The organism is Rhizobium sp. BT03 (assembly GCF_030053155.1).
Classification (GTDB): domain Bacteria; phylum Pseudomonadota; class Alphaproteobacteria; order Rhizobiales; family Rhizobiaceae; genus Rhizobium.
The window spans coordinates 548,384-564,403 of record NZ_CP125640.1 but is presented as its reverse complement, the minus strand read 5'-3'; the positions used below and the strand labels follow the sequence as shown (position 1 = coordinate 564,403).

15 protein-coding genes are annotated in these 16,020 nt (G+C 62.2%); 9 read left to right on the top strand and 6 right to left on the bottom strand.

Annotated features, from left to right (window positions below; all coding sequences use genetic code 11):
- Nucleotides 1-8: 8 nt before the first annotated feature.
- On the bottom strand, nt 9-1,109 hold the full coding sequence (locus QMO80_RS02680) for a Gfo/Idh/MocA family protein (protein WP_283198794.1): 1,101 nt from the start codon (nt 1,107-1,109) through the stop codon (nt 9-11).
- Nucleotides 1,110-1,143: 34 nt separating this feature from the next.
- Nucleotides 1,144-2,343 (bottom strand): ROK family transcriptional regulator, encoded by a 1,200-nt coding sequence (locus QMO80_RS02675; RefSeq protein WP_283198793.1) that lies wholly within the window; start codon nt 2,341-2,343, stop codon nt 1,144-1,146.
- Nucleotides 2,344-2,541: 198 nt separating this feature from the next.
- On the opposite strand from QMO80_RS02675, the gene QMO80_RS02670 reads away from it, so the two are divergent.
- The 4 genes from QMO80_RS02670 (at nt 2,542) to QMO80_RS02655 (ending at nt 6,802) form a co-directional block, all read left to right on the top strand.
- Nucleotides 2,542-3,846, top strand: coding sequence for an extracellular solute-binding protein (locus QMO80_RS02670; protein ID WP_283198792.1), 1,305 nt, complete (start codon nt 2,542-2,544; stop codon nt 3,844-3,846).
- Nucleotides 3,847-3,925: 79 nt separating this feature from the next.
- A complete protein-coding gene (locus QMO80_RS02665; protein WP_283198791.1) occupies nt 3,926-4,864 on the top strand; it encodes a carbohydrate ABC transporter permease in 939 nt (312 codons plus the stop codon).
- Nucleotides 4,857-5,705, top strand: coding sequence for a carbohydrate ABC transporter permease (locus QMO80_RS02660; protein WP_049735543.1), 849 nt, complete (start codon nt 4,857-4,859; stop codon nt 5,703-5,705). The genes QMO80_RS02665 and QMO80_RS02660 overlap by 8 nt, the downstream gene beginning before the upstream one ends.
- 23 nt (nt 5,706-5,728) lie before the next feature.
- Nucleotides 5,729-6,802 carry an ABC transporter ATP-binding protein gene (locus tag QMO80_RS02655; protein WP_283198790.1) on the top strand — a complete coding sequence of 358 codons (1,074 nt, stop codon included), beginning with the start codon at nt 5,729-5,731 and terminating at the stop codon, nt 6,800-6,802.
- Nucleotides 6,803-6,915: 113 nt separating this feature from the next.
- Here the strand turns inward: QMO80_RS02655 and kdgD are convergent, their stop codons facing one another.
- From kdgD to QMO80_RS02640, 3 genes are all read right to left on the bottom strand, one after another.
- Complete coding sequence (gene kdgD, locus QMO80_RS02650; RefSeq protein ID WP_283198789.1) at nt 6,916-7,842, bottom strand: 5-dehydro-4-deoxyglucarate dehydratase; 927 nt, start codon at nt 7,840-7,842, stop codon at nt 6,916-6,918.
- Nucleotides 7,843-7,879: 37 nt separating this feature from the next.
- A complete protein-coding gene (locus QMO80_RS02645) occupies nt 7,880-8,854 on the bottom strand; it encodes a mannonate dehydratase (RefSeq protein WP_283198788.1) in 975 nt (324 codons plus the stop codon).
- 65 nt (nt 8,855-8,919) lie between these two features.
- Nucleotides 8,920-9,630: a FadR/GntR family transcriptional regulator gene (locus QMO80_RS02640; protein WP_283198787.1), complete on the bottom strand. Its 711-nt coding sequence runs from the start codon at nt 9,628-9,630 to the stop codon at nt 8,920-8,922.
- A 133-nt stretch (nt 9,631-9,763) separates the two neighbouring features.
- Between QMO80_RS02640 and QMO80_RS02635 the strand changes: the two genes are divergently transcribed.
- From QMO80_RS02635 to QMO80_RS02615, 5 genes are read left to right on the top strand one after another with little or no spacing between them, the layout of a single operon-like run.
- Nucleotides 9,764-11,359, top strand: a complete 1,596-nt coding sequence (locus QMO80_RS02635) for an ABC transporter substrate-binding protein (RefSeq protein ID WP_283198786.1) — start codon at nt 9,764-9,766, stop codon at nt 11,357-11,359.
- A gap of 21 nt (nt 11,360-11,380) precedes the next feature.
- Entirely contained in the window at nt 11,381-12,409 is a 1,029-nt protein-coding gene (locus tag QMO80_RS02630; protein WP_054183148.1) for an ABC transporter permease, read from the top strand.
- Nucleotides 12,406-13,308, top strand: coding sequence for an ABC transporter permease (locus QMO80_RS02625; RefSeq protein ID WP_283198785.1), 903 nt, complete (start codon nt 12,406-12,408; stop codon nt 13,306-13,308). The genes QMO80_RS02630 and QMO80_RS02625 overlap by 4 nt, the downstream gene beginning before the upstream one ends.
- 1 nt (nt 13,309) lies before the next feature.
- On the top strand, nt 13,310-14,155 hold the full coding sequence (locus tag QMO80_RS02620; RefSeq protein ID WP_283200093.1) for an ABC transporter ATP-binding protein: 846 nt from the start codon (nt 13,310-13,312) through the stop codon (nt 14,153-14,155).
- Nucleotides 14,152-14,895 (top strand): ABC transporter ATP-binding protein, encoded by a 744-nt coding sequence (locus QMO80_RS02615; protein ID WP_283198784.1) that lies wholly within the window; start codon nt 14,152-14,154, stop codon nt 14,893-14,895. Before QMO80_RS02620 ends, QMO80_RS02615 begins: the two co-directional genes overlap by 4 nt.
- Here QMO80_RS02615 and QMO80_RS02610 read toward each other — a convergent pair.
- Nucleotides 14,882-15,940 (bottom strand): LacI family DNA-binding transcriptional regulator, encoded by a 1,059-nt coding sequence (locus QMO80_RS02610; protein WP_283198783.1) that lies wholly within the window; start codon nt 15,938-15,940, stop codon nt 14,882-14,884. The genes QMO80_RS02615 and QMO80_RS02610 overlap by 14 nt on opposite strands.
- Between the last annotated feature and the right edge of the window lie 80 nt (nt 15,941-16,020).

Below are 16,020 nucleotides of genomic sequence, written 5' to 3'. Positions count from 1 at the left end.
TCCTGAAATTATTTCGCCAGCCGTCCGTCGACGATGGATTGCGATATGGGGGCAGGGCGCTCCACCGCCGTTGAGATCGCCACCGTCCGGCCGGTCTCAGACGCGGTGTGGAACGCTTCCATCACCTCCAGCACATGCAGCGCCAGATCGCCATTGGCGCGATGCGGCCGGTTGGAGCGGATCGCATGCGCCATGTCGGCGACGCCGAGCGAGCGATAATTGCCATCGGCATAGGGTGATGTGAGTGGCTGATCCTCGAATTGGCCGCCCTTACGCAGATATTCGACAGGGCCTTCGAATTTGTTGGGATCGGGCACGATGAGCGTGCCCTCGGTGCCGTAGACCTCGAGCGGCACATGCTTGTGGCCGGCGACGTCGAAGCTCATGGCGATCTGGACGACGGCGCCGCCCGCAAAAGCCATCATGCCGGCGACGTGGGTCGGCACATGCACGGGAATGCGCTCGCCGTTGCGCGGCTCGCTTGATATCAGACGTTCGGCGCGTGGCGTCGTCGCAAAGCCGGCCACTTGCGCGACCGGCCCGAGAAGATTGACGAGATCGGTGATGTAATAGGGACCCATATCGAGCATCGGCCCACCGCCGACCTCGTAGAAGAAGGCGGGGTTCGGGTGCCAGCGTTCATGGCCCGGGCACATGAAGCTCGCCGAGCCGCCGACCGGCTGGCCGATGACGCCTTGGTCGATCAAGGCACGGGCCGTCTGATGGCCGCCGCCGAGGAAGGTGTCGGGGGCCGCCCCGATGCGGAGATTCCTGGCCTTGGCGGCCTCGGCCAATTTTTTCCCTTCCGCGAAATTAATCCCGAGCGGCTTTTCCGAATAGGTGTGCTTGCCGGCCTCGAGCGCCTGCAGCGCCACGGCGACATGGGCTTTCGGGATCGTCAGATTGACGATGATCTCGACTTTGGGGTCGGCGAAGAGCTCCTCGACGGATCTGGCGGGAACGTTGAATTCGGCAGCCTTCGCCTCCGCCAGTTCCCGGTTGAGATCGGCCACACCGCGAATGTCGAGAATGGGAAAGGATGCCATCGCTTTGAGATAGGCGCCCGAAATATTGCCGCATCCGATGATGCCGATACCGACTCTCTCCATGAATTCCTCCATTGATCTTGATTGGTGACGCCCGTCAGAGCGCCGGCCCGGTCGTGCTCCAGGGCGATTCGTAGAGTTCGTAGAGCGCCACCGCGGCCGCACCCTGCGCCCAGAAATCATCACTCGAATCGTCGAAGACGAGTTCGCTCACCCCCTTCAGCGAGGGCGGAATGGCGAGCGCATAGGCATCGCGCAAGCTGTTCAAAAAGGGTTCGCCGAGCGCCAGGCTCGACCCGACAAGGATGACGCGCGGCGGCGCAAACAGCGTGACGATATTGGCGATGGTCAATCCAACAGCCTCGCCGGCGCGGATGGCGGCGCTGATCAGCCGGTCGTCGTCGGCCTTGATCAGCGCCTGGGCATGGGTCATGCCGCGCCCGAGCCGGATCGCTTCGGCAAAGCGGCCGTCGGCCTGCTGTTCGCCGAGGATGGCGCTTTCGCCGGCCTGGCTGAAGAGCCGCACGACGCCATTCGGCCCCATGCCGAGCACGAGGTCGCCGAGATTGTGGCTGAGGCCGCCGGCGCCGCGAAACAGGCTGTTGCCATGCAGCACGCCGAGGCCCAGCGTCTGCTCCAATGAAATCAACACCATATCTTCCAGGTCACGGGCTTTGCCGAACCAGTGATGGCCGAGCGTGATGGCATGCGCGTCGCTTTCGACGATGGTGGACGTCGACAGGCGCGTCGACATCTCGGCGGCGAAATCGACATTGGTGTCGCGGAAAATCGGGCTGCTTCTGATGTAGCCGGTGCGGTGCTCGATGACGCCGGGAAAGCCGAGGCAGACGCTGTCGACATCTTCGAGCGACAGCCCGGCATCGACGACGCAACGCCTGACCCCGTCCTCGACGAGATCGGCGATGACACCGATCGGCTGCCGGTCGAGGCGGATCGGCAAAGCGAGCTTCGACAGCACGTCGCCGCGGAAATTGGTGACGACGAAGACCATCCGGTTGGCGGCGATCTTGCCGCCGACGACGCGGGCCGCATCCGGATTGAGCTCCAGCGCCACGCGCGGCCTGCCGCGCACCGCCTCGTTGCGGATATCGCCTTCATGACGCGGCAGGATCAGCCCATCGTCGAGCAGGGAGGCGGTAATGGCGGAAACGGTCGTGGTGGAAAGCTCGGTCCGCTCGCTGATCTCGATGCGCGAGATCGGACCATGGCGCCGGATGGTATCGAGCACGTTCAAACGGTTGATCGCGCGCATCAATTCTGGATCTGCGGTCTTCATGAAAAACTAGCCGGCATCGTTCGTTGGGCGGAAGCCAATATTTTTAACGGGTTACGAAATAAATAGCAGGCAATCCCACGGGCCTGTCAAGCGCATTTGATAAAAATAGCGGCAATTGGGTTGACATCCGGCGCAAGCTCCGTTGAATTAATCCGCATTGGGGAAAAATTGTGAGGATAGGTCCCCGGGAGGAAAATCATGAATTTTATGCTGAAGAACGCCGCTTTCGGCGGCAGGCGCATCGTATCCATGGCCGCGGCAGCCGGCATGTTGCTGGCGGGGGCAGGCGCTGCCTCCGCGACGACGGTGGTCAAATGGCTGCATCTCGAGCTCGACCCGAAAAACGTTGCGGCCTGGGAAGACATCGTCAAGAAATACGAAGGCCAGCATCCCGACGTCGACATCCAGATGCAGTTCCTCGAAAACGAGGCCTTCAAGGCCAAGCTTCCCACTCTGCTGCAGTCCGACGACGTGCCGGATTTCTTTTTCAGCTGGGGCGGCGGCGTGTTGAAGCAGCAGTCGGAGACCGGCGCGCTGCAGGATGTGACGGCAGCCCTCGATGCCGGTGGCGGCAAGCTGCGAAAGGCCTATACCCCGGCTTCGGTCGACGGCCTGACCTTTGAGGGCAAGACCTGGGCCATTCCCTACAAGGTCGGTCTGGTCAGCTTTTTCTACAACAAGGCGCTGTTTGCCAAAGCTGGCGTCAAGGCCGAAGACATCAAGAGCTGGACGGATTTCCTCGCTGCGGTGAAGAAGATCAAGGAGGCCGGCATCGTGCCGATTGCCGGCGGCGGCGGCGAGAAATGGCCGATCCATTTCTACTGGAGCTATCTCGTCATGCGCGAAGGCGGCCAGAAGGTTTTCGAAGCCGCCAAGAACGGCGAGGGCGAAGGTTTCCTTGATCCCGCCATCATCAAGGCCGGTGAGGATCTCGCCGAGCTCGGCAAGCTCGAACCTTTCCAGCCCGGCTATCTCGGCGCAACCTGGCCGCAGACGCTCGGTGTCTTCGGCGACGGCAAGGCCGCGATGATCCTCGGCTTTGAAGCCACCGAAGCCAACCAGCGCAAGAATGCCGGCGACGGCAAGGGCCTGGCACCCGACAATATCGGCCGTTTCGTCTTCCCGACGGTCGAGGGCGGCGCCGGCAAGCCGACCGATACGCTCGGCGGCCTGAACGGCTGGGCGGTCACCAAGAAGGCCTCCAAGGAGGCGCTCGATTTCCTCGCCTTCCTCACCAACGCCGAGAACGAGCGGGCGATGGCTAAGGCTGGCATGTTGCTTCCCGTTGCCGTCGGCGCCGATGACGGCGTCGTCAACCCGCTGCTTTCCGAATCGGCCAAACAGCTGGCCGGTTCGACCTGGCATCAGAACTTCTTCGACCAGGATCTCGGCGCGGCCGTCGGCCGTGTCGTCAACGACGTCTCGGTGGAAATCGTCTCCGGCCAGATGAATTCCAAGGACGGCGCTCAGATGATCCAGGACGCTTTCGAACTGGAACAGTAACCAGCGCCCGCAGAGCCTTCCCGGCGCTCCCGATCAAGCGGAGCGCTGGCATTGCTGCCGACGAACGAAAGCAGGATCCATGGCCAATATTTCAATCCCTTCGATGACCGCAGCCGCAAGCCCGGCAAGGCGAGCCGCAAACAGGAAAAGCTCGGTCGCCCATGACCGGCTGACGGTGCTCTTGCTCTTTCTGCCGCCGGCGCTGCTGCTCTTCACGCTCTTCGTCATCATGCCGATGGGCGAGGCGGCCTGGTACAGCCTCTACAAATGGAACGGCTACGGCACGCCGACCGAATTCATCGCGCTCCGCAATTTCCAGGTTCTGTTCCGCAATGCCGCCTTCACTCAGGCGCTGCTCAATAACGGCCTGATCATCGTCATCTCCATCTGCGTCCAGGTGCCGCTCGCCATCTGGCTGGCCACCATGCTCGCCCACCGCATTCCTGGTGTCGTCGGCTATCGGCTGATCTTCTTCCTGCCCTATGTGCTGGCAGACGTTGCCGCCGGCCTGATCTGGCGCTTCGTCTATGACGGCGATTACGGGTTGTTTGCCGCCATTTCAAACTTCTTCGGCTTCGCCAATCCTTATGTGCTCGCCGACAAGGACGTGGCGATCTACGCCGTGCTCGGCGTCATCGTCTGGAAATATTTCGGTTTTCACATGATGCTGTTCATCGCCGGCCTGCAATCGGTCGACAAGAGCGTGCTGGAAGCCGCCGAAATCGACGGCGCCACCGGCTGGCAGAAATTCCGCTACGTCACGCTGCCGCTGCTCGGCTCGACCTTGCGCCTGTCGATCTTCTTTGCCGTCGTCGGCTCGCTGCAGCTCTTCGACATGATCATGCCGCTGACCGGCGGCGGCCCGTCCAATTCGACGCAGACGATGGTCACCTTCCTCTACACCTACGGCGTCATGCGCATGCAGGTCGGCTTGGGCAGCGCCGTTGGCGTGGTGCTCTTCGTCATCTGCGTGACGCTCGCCTTCGGTTACAAAAGGATCTTCATGCGCCATGACTGATATGAGCTCTTCCATCCGCATGCGCACCTCGACACGCATCTATCTCTACGTGTCGCTGAGCCTGATCGCCGCCATCGTGCTGATCCCGCTGCTGACCACGGCGCTCGGCGGCTTCAAGACGCTGGGCGACCTGCGCACCAATCCCTTCGGCCTGCCGACGGAATGGCAGTGGGCGAATTATACCGACATCCTCTTCGGCGAACGCTACTGGCTGCAGATCGGCAATTCGCTGATCATTGCGGCGCTCACCGTGCTCTTGACGCTGATCGTCTCGTCGATGGCGGCCTTCGCCTTTGCCCATGTCCGCTTCTTCGGCTCGTCCTTCCTGCTCAATTATTTCCTGCTCGGCCTGATGTTTCCGGCGGCGACCGCGATCCTGCCGCTCTTCATCCGCATCCGCGATCTCGGCCTGCTCAATACCTATTGGGGCGTGGTGCTGCCGCAGGTGGCTTTCGGCCTCGGCATGAGCATCCTGTTGTTCAGGAACTATTTCCGCAACCTCCCGGAAGAATTGTTTCAGGCGGCCTTCGTCGACGGCTGCGGTTATATGAGATTCTTCTGGCATATCTCGCTGCCGCTCTCCCGGCCGATCGTCGCCACCGTCAGCATCATCTCTTTCGTCGGCAGCTGGAACAGTTACATCCTGCCGCTGATCATGCTGAACTCGGAATCGAAATATCCCTGGCCGCTCGGCATCATGGTCTATCGCGGCGAATACGGCACGGAATGGCAACTGGTGCTGGCCTTCATCACGTTGACCATCCTGCCGACGATCATCGTTTTCTTCGTTGCCCAGAGGCACATCATCGCCGGCCTGACCGCCGGCGCCGTCAAGTCCTGAGCCGACCCATTGGAGCTGCAATCATGGCATCCGTTTCACTGCACGATGTAACCAAGGCCTATGGCGCCGTCGACGTCATTCACGGCATTTCGCTTCATATCGAGGATGGTGAATTCGTCGCCCTCGTCGGCCCGTCCGGCTGCGGAAAATCGACGCTGCTGCGGATGATCGCCGGCCTCGAGGAGATCACCGACGGCGAGATCGCCATCGGCGGCAATATCGTCAACGCGATGACACCGCGCGAGCGCAACATCGCCATGGTCTTCCAGTCCTATGCGCTCTATCCGCATATGACGGTCGCCGAAAACATGGGCTTCAACTTGAAGCTCGCCGGCGTTGCCAAACCCCAGATCGAGGCCCGCGTTGCCGAGGCTGCCCGCATGCTCGATCTTGCCGAGCTGCTCGACCGCAAGCCGGCCCAGCTTTCCGGCGGCCAGCGCCAGCGCGTCGCCATGGGCCGCGCCGTCGTGCGCAATCCGGCCGTCTTCCTGTTTGACGAGCCGCTCTCCAACCTCGATGCGAAACTCCGCGTGCAGATGCGCTCGGAGATCAAAACGCTGCACCAGAAGGTGAAGACGACGTCGATCTATGTCACCCATGACCAGATCGAGGCGATGACGCTCGCCGACCGCATTGTCGTGCTCAATCAGGGCAGGGTGGAGCAGTCGGGCACGCCGCTCGAACTTTACAAGAAGCCGGCCAACCTCTTCGTCGCCGCCTTCATCGGCTCGCCGGCTATGAACATGCTCGACGGCACGGTGGAGGGTCAAAACGGCGCGCCCACCGCCCGCCTCGAAGACGGCACAGCGATCCTTATTGCGCCCGACCGCCGGGTCAGGCCCGGACAGGCCGTCACCATCGGCCTGCGCCCCGAACATCTCGTTCCCGGCCTGTCGGCCGGCACGCCGCTTGCCGGCCGCACCATGCTGGTGGAACCCACAGGCGCCCAGACCCATGTGGTCTTCGATCTCGCCGGCCAGCAGGTGACCGCCATCGTCGACGGTGAATACCCCGCCCGCTACGGCGCGGTGTTCGAGGCAAGCATCGCCAGCGACCAGGTGCATGTCTTCGACCGCGGCAGTGGCGTGGCGCTTTGATTGCTGCGCGCGTTTTGTGCGATAGGCTGTGGGCGTGATTTAGCGGATGGCTGACAACGACAAAACCGCCGAGCAAGCCCGGCGGTTTTGTCGTTGATAAAGGTAACCCGCGACTACTCCGCCGCGATCCGCGAGACGCCGTTGGCCTGGACGATCTTTTCCAAGAGTGTCAGCTCTTCCGGGGTGAGATCCGTCAAGGGCGGGCGAACGGGGCCGGGGTTCTGGCCTAGGACGCGCAGGCCCGCCTTGATGATCGAGACGGCATAACCCTTCTTGCGGTTGCGCAGGGCGACGAAGGGGAAGAAGAAGCTCTTCAGGATCTCGTCGACGGTCGCCTGGTCGCCGGTGCGAAGGGCGCCGTAAAAGCGCTGGGCCAGCGCCGGCACGAAGTTGAAGACGGCCGAGGAATAGGTCGTCACGCCGGCGGCGAAATAGGCCTGGGCGTAGACTTCATGGGTCGGCATGCCGCCGACATAGACGAGGCAGTCGCCAAGCAGGGTGGTGATCTCGATCACCTTGTCGACATCGCCGACGCCGTCCTTGAAGCCGATCAGGTTCGGGCATTCCTCCGCCAGCCGGGCGATGCTTTCGGCCGTCAGGACGGCGTTGTCGCGGTTATAGACGATGACGCCGATGCCGACCGATTGGCAGACCGCCTTGACGTGGGCGATTAGGCCGGCCTGTTCGGCAAACATCAGATAGGGCGGCAGCAGTAGCAGCCCGTCCGCGCCGGCCTTCTCGGCCGCTTTGGCGATCTCGATGGCGAGCGACGTGCCGTAGCCGGTGCCCGAGATGATCGGCGTCTTGCCGGCCGAGGCCTTGGCGGCGCGGACGACCTGCGGAATCTCGGCCGGATTGAGGGAGAAGAACTCTCCCGTGCCGCCGGCGGCAAACAGTGCGGCGGCATCATACCCCGAAAGCCATTCGACATGACGGCGGTACTTCGCCTCGTCGAATGTGAGCTGATCGTCGAAATGCGTCACCGGAAACGAGAGGAGACCACTACCGACGGCCTTCTTCAATTCAATCGGGTTCATCATGAAAGTCCTGTTCCTTAGCTGTTGAAAATTGGCCGTCTCAGGCGCTTTCGAGCGTCTGCAGAAGGGCAGCGATATAGCCGTAGCAGTAGGCGAATGCGGTGGCGGAAGGGTCCTTGCCGCTGACCGTCGGCACGTGGTCGGGCATCAGCATGTATTTGAAACCGACTTCCTTGTAGATCTTCGCCGAGCGGACCATGTCCATGTCGCCCTCGTCGGGGAAGGTCTCCATGAAGGAGAGCTTGCCGCCGCGGATGTTGCGGAAGTGGACGTTGAAGATCTTGTTGCGCTCGCCAAACCAGCGGATGACGTCATCGATCTCCCTGCCGGGATTCTCCAGCATTTCGCCGATGGAACCCTGGCAGAAATTGAGGCCGTGATAGGGATTTTCGCGCATCAGCACGAATTTCTTCAGGCCTTCGACGGTGCCGAGCACGCGCGTGACGCCGCGAAAGCCGGGCGGCGTATAGGGATCGTGCGGATGGCAGGCGAGCCTGACGCGGTTGCTTGCAGCGACCGGCACGACCCGTTCGAGGAAATAGTCGATCCGTTCCCAGTTTTCGTCTTCGGAGAGAACGCCGGCAAGACCGGGTGCTGCCTGCTGATCGGTCTTGTCCCAGCGGAAGCTGGCATTCATCGAGCCGCCGCGTCCCGGTTCATCGGGCGTGCGGGGGATGCCGATCAGGTTGAGATTATATTTGACCGCCGGAATGCCGGCCGCCGCGGTATTCTCGATCAGCTTGCAGACGGCGTCGATCTGCCTGTCGCGCTCAGGGCCGGCAAGCAGAATATCGGGATAGGACGCCTTCTCGATCGGCTGTGAGGGCAGGGGCAGCTGGATCATGTCGAGGATCAGGCCGAAGCTTTCGACCTTGTCGCGATGGCGCTCGAGGTCGGAAAGCGTCCAGCTGCTCGGTTCTCCCGGCGGATCGGCGTTGATATGCTTCACACCCAGTTGCGCGAAAATGCGATAATCGTCGTCATCCCGCGCGGCGACCTGTGTTCCCAGATACATTTGAGTCTCTTTCGAAATTACACACTGTCATATGACATAATATGAATTTCGAAGAGAGTCGAGCCCTATTGCTGCTCGGAGAGCATCCGATAGCGACGTTGGCTGGCCATCATATGCGCACGCATCGCCTGGCGGGCGCGATCCGGATCCTGATCGGCGATGGCCGAGAGGATTTCGACATGCTCGGCATAGACCTTTTGCAGATAGTCGCGGTCATTGGCCTCCGGCAGCGTCGGAAACTGGCCGCGGGGGATCGCTTTGGGGCCGAATTGGCGCAGCACATCGACATAGAATCGGTTGTTGGTGGCGGCGGCGATCGCCATGTGGAAGGCGTAATCCGCCTCCACCGTTTGCTGCCCGGTCTCGATCAGGTTCGCCATCCGGCGGTTGGCCTCGCGGATCGCCGCCTCCTGCTCGGCGGTGCGGCGATAGGCGGCAATCGCCGCCGCTTCGCCCTCGGCCGCCATGCGAAACTCCAGCAACTCAAGGGTTTCGGGGATGCTTTTGATTTCCACCGGCGTCAATGGCAGCACCGATTGAGATTTCGGATTCGCGACAAACACTCCTTTGCCCTGGATCGGCTTGACGAAGCCGGCCGACCTGAGATCGGCGATCGCCTCGCGCACCACGGTGCGGCTGACGCCGAAGGTCGCTTCAAGCTGCGGCTCGGTCGGCAGCTGGTCGCCGACCCGTAGCATGCCAGCCTCGATCTGCGCCCGCAGCTGATCGATGACCTGCTGCGCCAGTCTTTGCCGGCCACGGCTGAGTGTCGTCATTTTCTGTTCCCCAATCCCATTGCACTCAAGTCTCCCGTTCGGGCCTTGTCAATCGTATCTGACTTCGATAGATCATAATACGACATACGGGCGACATAATATGTCTTCTATAGTAATTCATGGAGGAGTGACAATGAAGCATTTTTCTAAAGGCCTGTTCGTCGGCGCCGTTTTCGGCGCCCTGACCATGGCTGCCCCGCAGCTGCAGGCTGCGACGCCGCAAGACCAGCTGGTGATCGGAACGTCGTTGGCCCAGGTTCTGTCCCTCGATCCGCAACAGGCGACCGAGGGCAAAGCCGTGGAGATCATGTCGAATCTTTACGACCGGCTGGTCGCCAGCACGGCTGATGGTAAGATCCTTCCGCAGCTGGCGGAAAGCTGGAAGGTTGACGACAAGGGCATCACTTTTACGCTGCGCAAGGCCAATTTCGCCTCCGGCAACCCGGTGACTTCGAAGGACGTCGTCTATTCGCTGGGGCGGCTCTTGAAGATGGATCAGGCCGCAGCCGCCAACCTCAAGCGCGTCGGCTACGACAAGAACAATGTCGACAAGCTCGTCAAGGCGGTCGACGACCAGACGGTGCGTATCGATCTTTCCGACCAGGTGACGGCGGAGCTTCTGCTCTACCGGCTGACGACGACCACCACCAGCGTGGTCGACAGCGTCGAGGTCGAAAGCCACGCCGTCGACAATGACTATGGCAATGCCTGGATGCGAACGCATTCGGCCGGTTCCGGTCCATTCACCCTCAACCGCTGGTCTCCGAACGAGCTGGTCATTCTCGACGCCAACAAGGGTTATGTCGACGGCGCTCCGAAGATGCGTCGCGTCATCGTCCGCCATGTGCCGGAAAGCCAGGTCGAGCGGCTGATGCTGGAGCGCGGCGATATCGATATTGCCAGTGCGCTGACGGCCTCCGATCTCGCGACATTCCAGGCCAAGCAGGGTTTTGCCATCCAGCGCATTCCGACAGGCGGTTTCTACGTGCTGTCGATGAATGCCGGCAACCAGTACCTCTCCAACCCCAAGGTCCGCGAGGCAATCGCCTACGGCATCGACTACAAGGGCATCGAGAAGACGATCATGGGCCCCTACGGACGGGCGAGAACCGTGCCCGTGCCGGAGAATTTCGAATATGCGATCCCGAGCCCGGATTGGCAGCTCAACGTCGAGAAGTCCAAGCAGCTGCTGGCAGAGGCGGGTTATAAGGACGGCTTCTCGCTGACGCTGAAGACAATCGCCCAGACACCGCGCATCGATCTTGCCACCGCCATTCAGGCTTCCCTTGCCCAGGTCGGCATCAAGATCGACATCCAGCAGGGAAACGGTTCGGAAATCATCGCCGCCCATCGCGCCCGGGATTTCGATCTGCTGATCCCGCAGACCAGCGCCTACATGCCGAACGTGCTCGGCTCGATGGAGCAGTTTTCCTCCAATCCCGACAACTCGAAAGAGGCCAACAATGCCGGCAATTTCGTCTGGCGCTCGGCCTGGGATATTCCCGAGTTGACGGCCCTGACCGCGAAGGCATCGATGGAGCCGGACGCCAAGAAGCGCGGCGAACTCTACGTGCAGATGCAGAAGATGTTCGTCGAACAGAAGCCTGCCGTGCTGCCGATGTTCGAGCGCTTTGAGCCGATCGTCCTGACCGGCAAGGTCCAGGGATATGTCGGACATCCGTCTCAAATGACGCGTCTCGAGAACGTAACCAAGGTCGAAACCCAGTAAGACTCGAGAGGGCAGCCGATCATGAAGGAACTCTCCGTAGCCGAATTTGGCCGACGCCTGGCGCATTTGCTGGTCAGCCTGTTCATTCTCCTCTGTGTGACCTTCGTGATCGGCCGCGTTCTGCCCACCGATCCGGTCGGCGCGATCGTCGGCGAACTCGCCGATCCCGCCGCCTATGCGGCGATGCGGGCCCGCCTTGGACTCGACCTGCCGATCTACCAGCAGTTTTTCCTCTATCTGAACGGGCTGGCGCATGGTGATTTCGGCACTGCCGTCCTCACCGGCAACCCCGTCTCGTCGGACCTCGCCCAGGCGTTTCCGGCGACATTCGAACTGGCGACGCTGGCGGTGATCATCTCGACATTCGTCGGCGTGCCGCTCGGCCTGGTCGCGGCATTGTTTCGCGACAGCTTCATCGACAAGATAGCCCGGGTGGTGGCCCTCGTCGGGCACTCGATCCCGGTTTTCTGGTTCGGCATCGTCGGGCTGGTCATCTTCTATGCCGGCCTCAACTGGGTCGGCGGACCGGGCAGGATCGATGTCTTCTACGAAGGCCTCGTGACGCCGCAGACCGGCCTGTTGCTGATCGACAGCCTGCTGCAGGGCGAGACGGAAATCTTCTGGAATGCGCTCGGCCACATCATTCTGCCTGCCATCATCCTCGCCTATGCGGCGATGGCCTATATTACCCGCATGACACGCAGCTTCACCCTGGAGCAGTTGAGCCAGGATTATGTCATCGCGGCCCGTGCCAAGGGTGTCAGTCCTTTCGGCACGATCTGGCGCCATGTCCTGCCGAACATTGCGGTGCAGCTGATCACCATCCTGGCGATTTCCTATGGTGGACTGCTGGAAGGCGCCGTCGTCACCGAGATCGTCTTCTCCTGGCCGGGCATCGGCCAATACATGACGAACGCCCTCATGATCGGCGATATGAACGCCATCGTGGCCGGCACCATCATCGTGGGATTCATCTTCATGCTGTTAAACTTCCTCGCCGACGTCGCTTATGCCGTCTTCGATCCGCGCATGCGGGAGGCGGCCCGATGAGCGACGCCATCCGCACTGACATTCAGATCCGCCCGCCAAGCGTGTCGACCCGCGTCGCCGCCTCGTTTGCGCGCGCCGGCCGCAAATTGGCTGCGGAACCGCTTGGCCTTGCCGGCTTCGTCATCCTCGGCCTGCTGTGCCTGATCGCGATCTTGGCGCCGCTTCTGGCGCCTTATGATCCGGTCGTGCAATCGCTCGGCGATGCCCTGCAGGCCCCGAGCCTGGCGCATTGGGCCGGCACCGACGAATTTGGCCGCGACATTCTGAGCCGCCTGATTTTCGGCACGCGCATCACCATCCAGACCGTGCTGTCGATCTCCCTGATCGTCGGTCCGATCGGCCTGCTGATCGGCGTCGTCGCCGGCTTCTTCGGCGGGCGCACTGACGCCCTGCTGATGCGCGCCACCGATATCGTCCTGTCTTTCCCGTCGCTGATCCTGGCGCTGGCCTTTGCCGCCGCACTCGGCGCCGGCCTGACCACGGCAATCATCGCGATCTCGCTGACCGCATGGCCGCCGATCGCCAGGCTGGCGCGCGCCGAAGCCCTTGTCGTCAGAAATGCCGATTATGTGGTCGCCGCCCGCCTGTACGGCGCTTCGCCAATCCGCATCCTTCTTCTCTATATTGCGCCGATGTGCGTTCCCTCGGTCATCGTTCGCCTGACCCTCAATATGGCCGGCATCATCCTGACGGCGGCTTCCCTCGGCTTTCTCGGCCTTGGCGCGCAACCGCCGGCACCGGAATGGGGGGCGATGATCTCCAACGGCCGCAAATTCATGCTGGATTACTGGTGGGTCGCCGTCATGCCGGGTATCGCCATCCTTCTCACCAGCCTTGCCTTCAACATCGCCGGAGATGCTCTGCGCGACATTCTGGATCCCCGCCATGCCAGATCGTAAAATGCAGGATCATGATCTGCAGCCCGTTCTCTCCGTCAAAGGATTGACTGTCCGCTTCGGCCGCGGCGCCGTGCCCGCCGTTTCCAATGTCAGTTTCGACGTCGGGCGCGAACGGGTCGGCATCGTCGGAGAATCCGGTTCCGGCAAATCGACGACGGGGCGCGCCATCATGCGCCTGCTGCCGCCGGCAGCGGTGGTCTCCGCCGAACGCCTGGATCTCGGCGGCGATCCCCTGCTGTCAAAGAGCGAGCGGCAGATGGGCGCGCTTCGCGGCAAGGACATCGCGCTGATCATGCAGGATCCGCGTTATTCGCTGAATCCGGTCCTCTCGATCGGCAAGCAGATCGCCGAGGCCGCGCGCCTTCACCTCGGTCTCGGCAAGGCCCCGGCGCAAGACGCCGCCCGCGCCATGCTGGAGCGTGTGCGCATCAGCGATCCGGATCGGGTCATGGCGCTTTATCCCCATCAGATATCGGGCGGCATGGGTCAGCGCGTGATGATCGCCATGATGCTCTTGGCGCGGCCGAAGCTGGTCATTGCCGACGAGCCGACTTCGGCGCTCGATGTCAGCGTGCGAAAGGATGTGCTGCTGTTGCTCGATGAACTGGTGCGCGAGAACAATTCCGGCCTGCTGTTGATCAGCCACGATATCCGCATGGTGGCGGCCTTCTGCGAGCGCATCATCGTCATGTATGCCGGCCGCATCGTCGAAACCCTGACCAGTCTCGAAGAGGCCCGCCATCCCTATACCCGCGGGCTGATAGCGGCGCTGCCCGACCCGAAGAACCCGGTTCGCCGGCTCGCCGTTCTCGACAGGGCGAAACTCGATCTGGAGACCGCGCAATGATCAATGTCCGCGACCTCGATGTCGTCTTCGCCTCCGGCAAATCCAGCAACCATGTCGTCAGGGGCATCAGTTTTGAGGTCAGGCAGGGGGAGACGCTCGGCATTGTCGGCGAATCCGGCTGCGGCAAATCGACGGTGCTGCGTTGCCTCGCCGGAATGGAGACCGGCTGGACCGGGCAGATCGAGCTTAGCGGCCGACCGATCGGCAAGCATCGCTCCCGCGAGGAGCTGAAATTCGCCCAGATGGTCTTTCAGGACCCTTACGGCTCCCTGCATCCGCGCCACCGCATCGGCACCGCGCTCGCCGAGCCGCTGCGCGCCATGCGCCATTCGGAGATCTGGTCGAAGGTCGAAAAGGCCTTGATCCAGGTCGGCCTGCCGGCGAGCTTCGCCAATCGTTTTCCCCATGAGCTTTCCGGCGGCCAGCGGCAGCGCGTGGCGATCGCCCGGGCGCTCATTCTGTCGCCGCCGATCCTGCTGCTCGATGAGCCGACATCGGCGCTCGATGTATCCGTCCAGGCCGAAATCCTCAACCTGCTTGCCGATCAGCGTGATGAAAAGGGGCTGACCTATCTGCTCGTCAGCCACGACCTCGCGGTCATCGCCCATATGTGCGACCGGGTGCTGATCATGAAGAACGGCGGCTTCGTCGACGAACTGACCAAACAGGATCTGCAGGCCGGCATCACCCATGATGCCTATGCACGCGAACTGTTCGAAGCGAGCTTTATCGAGGCCTGATATTTCCCCCTGCAGCGCCGCTGACCACCGCCACACTACCCCTTTCGACGAGATGGCAGGAAAGCTCGACGCGCCGCCGCGGCGTGGCCAGGCCGAGCATCATGTCGCGCAACAGATCGAGCGCGGTGGCGCCGAGTTCGCGCATCGGGATATGCACCGTCGAAAGCGGCGGATTGAGAAAGGCCGATTGCGGCAGGTCGTCTATGCCCATGACGGAGATATCCTGCGGCACGGCATAACCCATCGCCTGCAATCCGCGTACGGCGCCGCTGGCAAGGCTGTCGCCCGCCGTCAGGATGGCGGTGAAGGAAAGGCCTTTGTCGCGGACGAGGCGGGTGATCGCCTCGGCGCCGAGTTCCGGCAGCCAGTCGTCGACCTCGAGCACCAGGTCGGCATCGGCTTTCAGCCCGTGATGCTGCAGGGCATCGCGCCAGCCCTCCAGACGCCGCTCGATCGTCCGCCGTCCCGGCCGCAGCATGAACAGGATGCGTTCGTGCCCCGCCTTGATCAGGTGTTCGGCGGCGATGAAGGCGGCCGAGCGGTTGCAGGGCGTCACACTGGAAAGCCGCATATAGGGATCGTCGCTGTTGACCAGCACGACGGGCTTGCCGAGACCGGCGGCGGCGGCCAGCATATCCTCCTCGTCGACGGTCAGGATCAGCATGCCGCCGAAGCTTGGATTATCCCGCATCTCGGCGATGGCACGGGCTTCATCGGCCTTGTCTGCGACCGGACGCATCGCCATCTCGATGCCGAGAGCGGCCGCGCGCGCATTCAATCCTTCGAGCACATAAAGCGTGAACTGGTTGCGGACATAATCGATCATCGCGGCGCCGGAGGCGACGAGCATGACCTTCTTGCCGGCGACGCTGGCCGGCAGGGCGTAGCTGACCGCACTTGCCGTTTCCAGCACCAGCTTGCGAATTTCGGGCCTCACGCCTTTTTCACCGGCAAGCGCCCGCGACACCGTGCTGATCGAGACGCCGCACCGGGCGGCGATATCGTCGAGGCGTGTGCGCCTGCCTTTTTTCTGCTCCGCTGCCATGTCTGCTCCTCGCTGCTACCTCTTTATGCAAAAATCTTTCAGATTGCGCAAATGGAATGCCTATGCACAATTGCCTGAGG

Bases quoted from the DNA above. Each gene is read 5' to 3' on its own strand.
- QMO80_RS02625 (WP_283198785.1), top strand. From the start codon at position 12,406: ATGAGCGACGCCATCCGCACTGACATTCAGATCCGCCCGCCAAGCGTG.
- QMO80_RS02675 (WP_283198793.1), bottom strand. From the start codon at position 2,343: ATGAAGACCGCAGATCCAGAATTGATGCGCGCGATCAACCGTTTGAAC.
- QMO80_RS02655 (WP_283198790.1), top strand. From the start codon at position 5,729: ATGGCATCCGTTTCACTGCACGATGTAACCAAGGCCTATGGCGCCGTC.
- QMO80_RS02645 (WP_283198788.1), bottom strand. From the start codon at position 8,854: ATGTATCTGGGAACACAGGTCGCCGCGCGGGATGACGACGATTATCGC.
- QMO80_RS02680 (WP_283198794.1), bottom strand. From the start codon at position 1,109: ATGGAGAGAGTCGGTATCGGCATCATCGGATGCGGCAATATTTCGGGC.
- QMO80_RS02615 (WP_283198784.1), top strand. From the start codon at position 14,152: ATGATCAATGTCCGCGACCTCGATGTCGTCTTCGCCTCCGGCAAATCC.
- QMO80_RS02635 (WP_283198786.1), top strand. From the start codon at position 9,764: ATGAAGCATTTTTCTAAAGGCCTGTTCGTCGGCGCCGTTTTCGGCGCC.
- QMO80_RS02670 (WP_283198792.1), top strand. From the start codon at position 2,542: ATGAATTTTATGCTGAAGAACGCCGCTTTCGGCGGCAGGCGCATCGTA.
- QMO80_RS02620 (WP_283200093.1), top strand. From the start codon at position 13,310: ATGCAGGATCATGATCTGCAGCCCGTTCTCTCCGTCAAAGGATTGACT.
- QMO80_RS02610 (WP_283198783.1), bottom strand. From the start codon at position 15,940: ATGGCAGCGGAGCAGAAAAAAGGCAGGCGCACACGCCTCGACGATATC.
- QMO80_RS02640 (WP_283198787.1), bottom strand. From the start codon at position 9,630: ATGACGACACTCAGCCGTGGCCGGCAAAGACTGGCGCAGCAGGTCATC.
- QMO80_RS02630 (WP_054183148.1), top strand. From the start codon at position 11,381: ATGAAGGAACTCTCCGTAGCCGAATTTGGCCGACGCCTGGCGCATTTG.
- kdgD (WP_283198789.1), bottom strand. From the start codon at position 7,842: ATGATGAACCCGATTGAATTGAAGAAGGCCGTCGGTAGTGGTCTCCTC.
- QMO80_RS02665 (WP_283198791.1), top strand. From the start codon at position 3,926: ATGGCCAATATTTCAATCCCTTCGATGACCGCAGCCGCAAGCCCGGCA.
- QMO80_RS02660 (WP_049735543.1), top strand. From the start codon at position 4,857: ATGACTGATATGAGCTCTTCCATCCGCATGCGCACCTCGACACGCATC.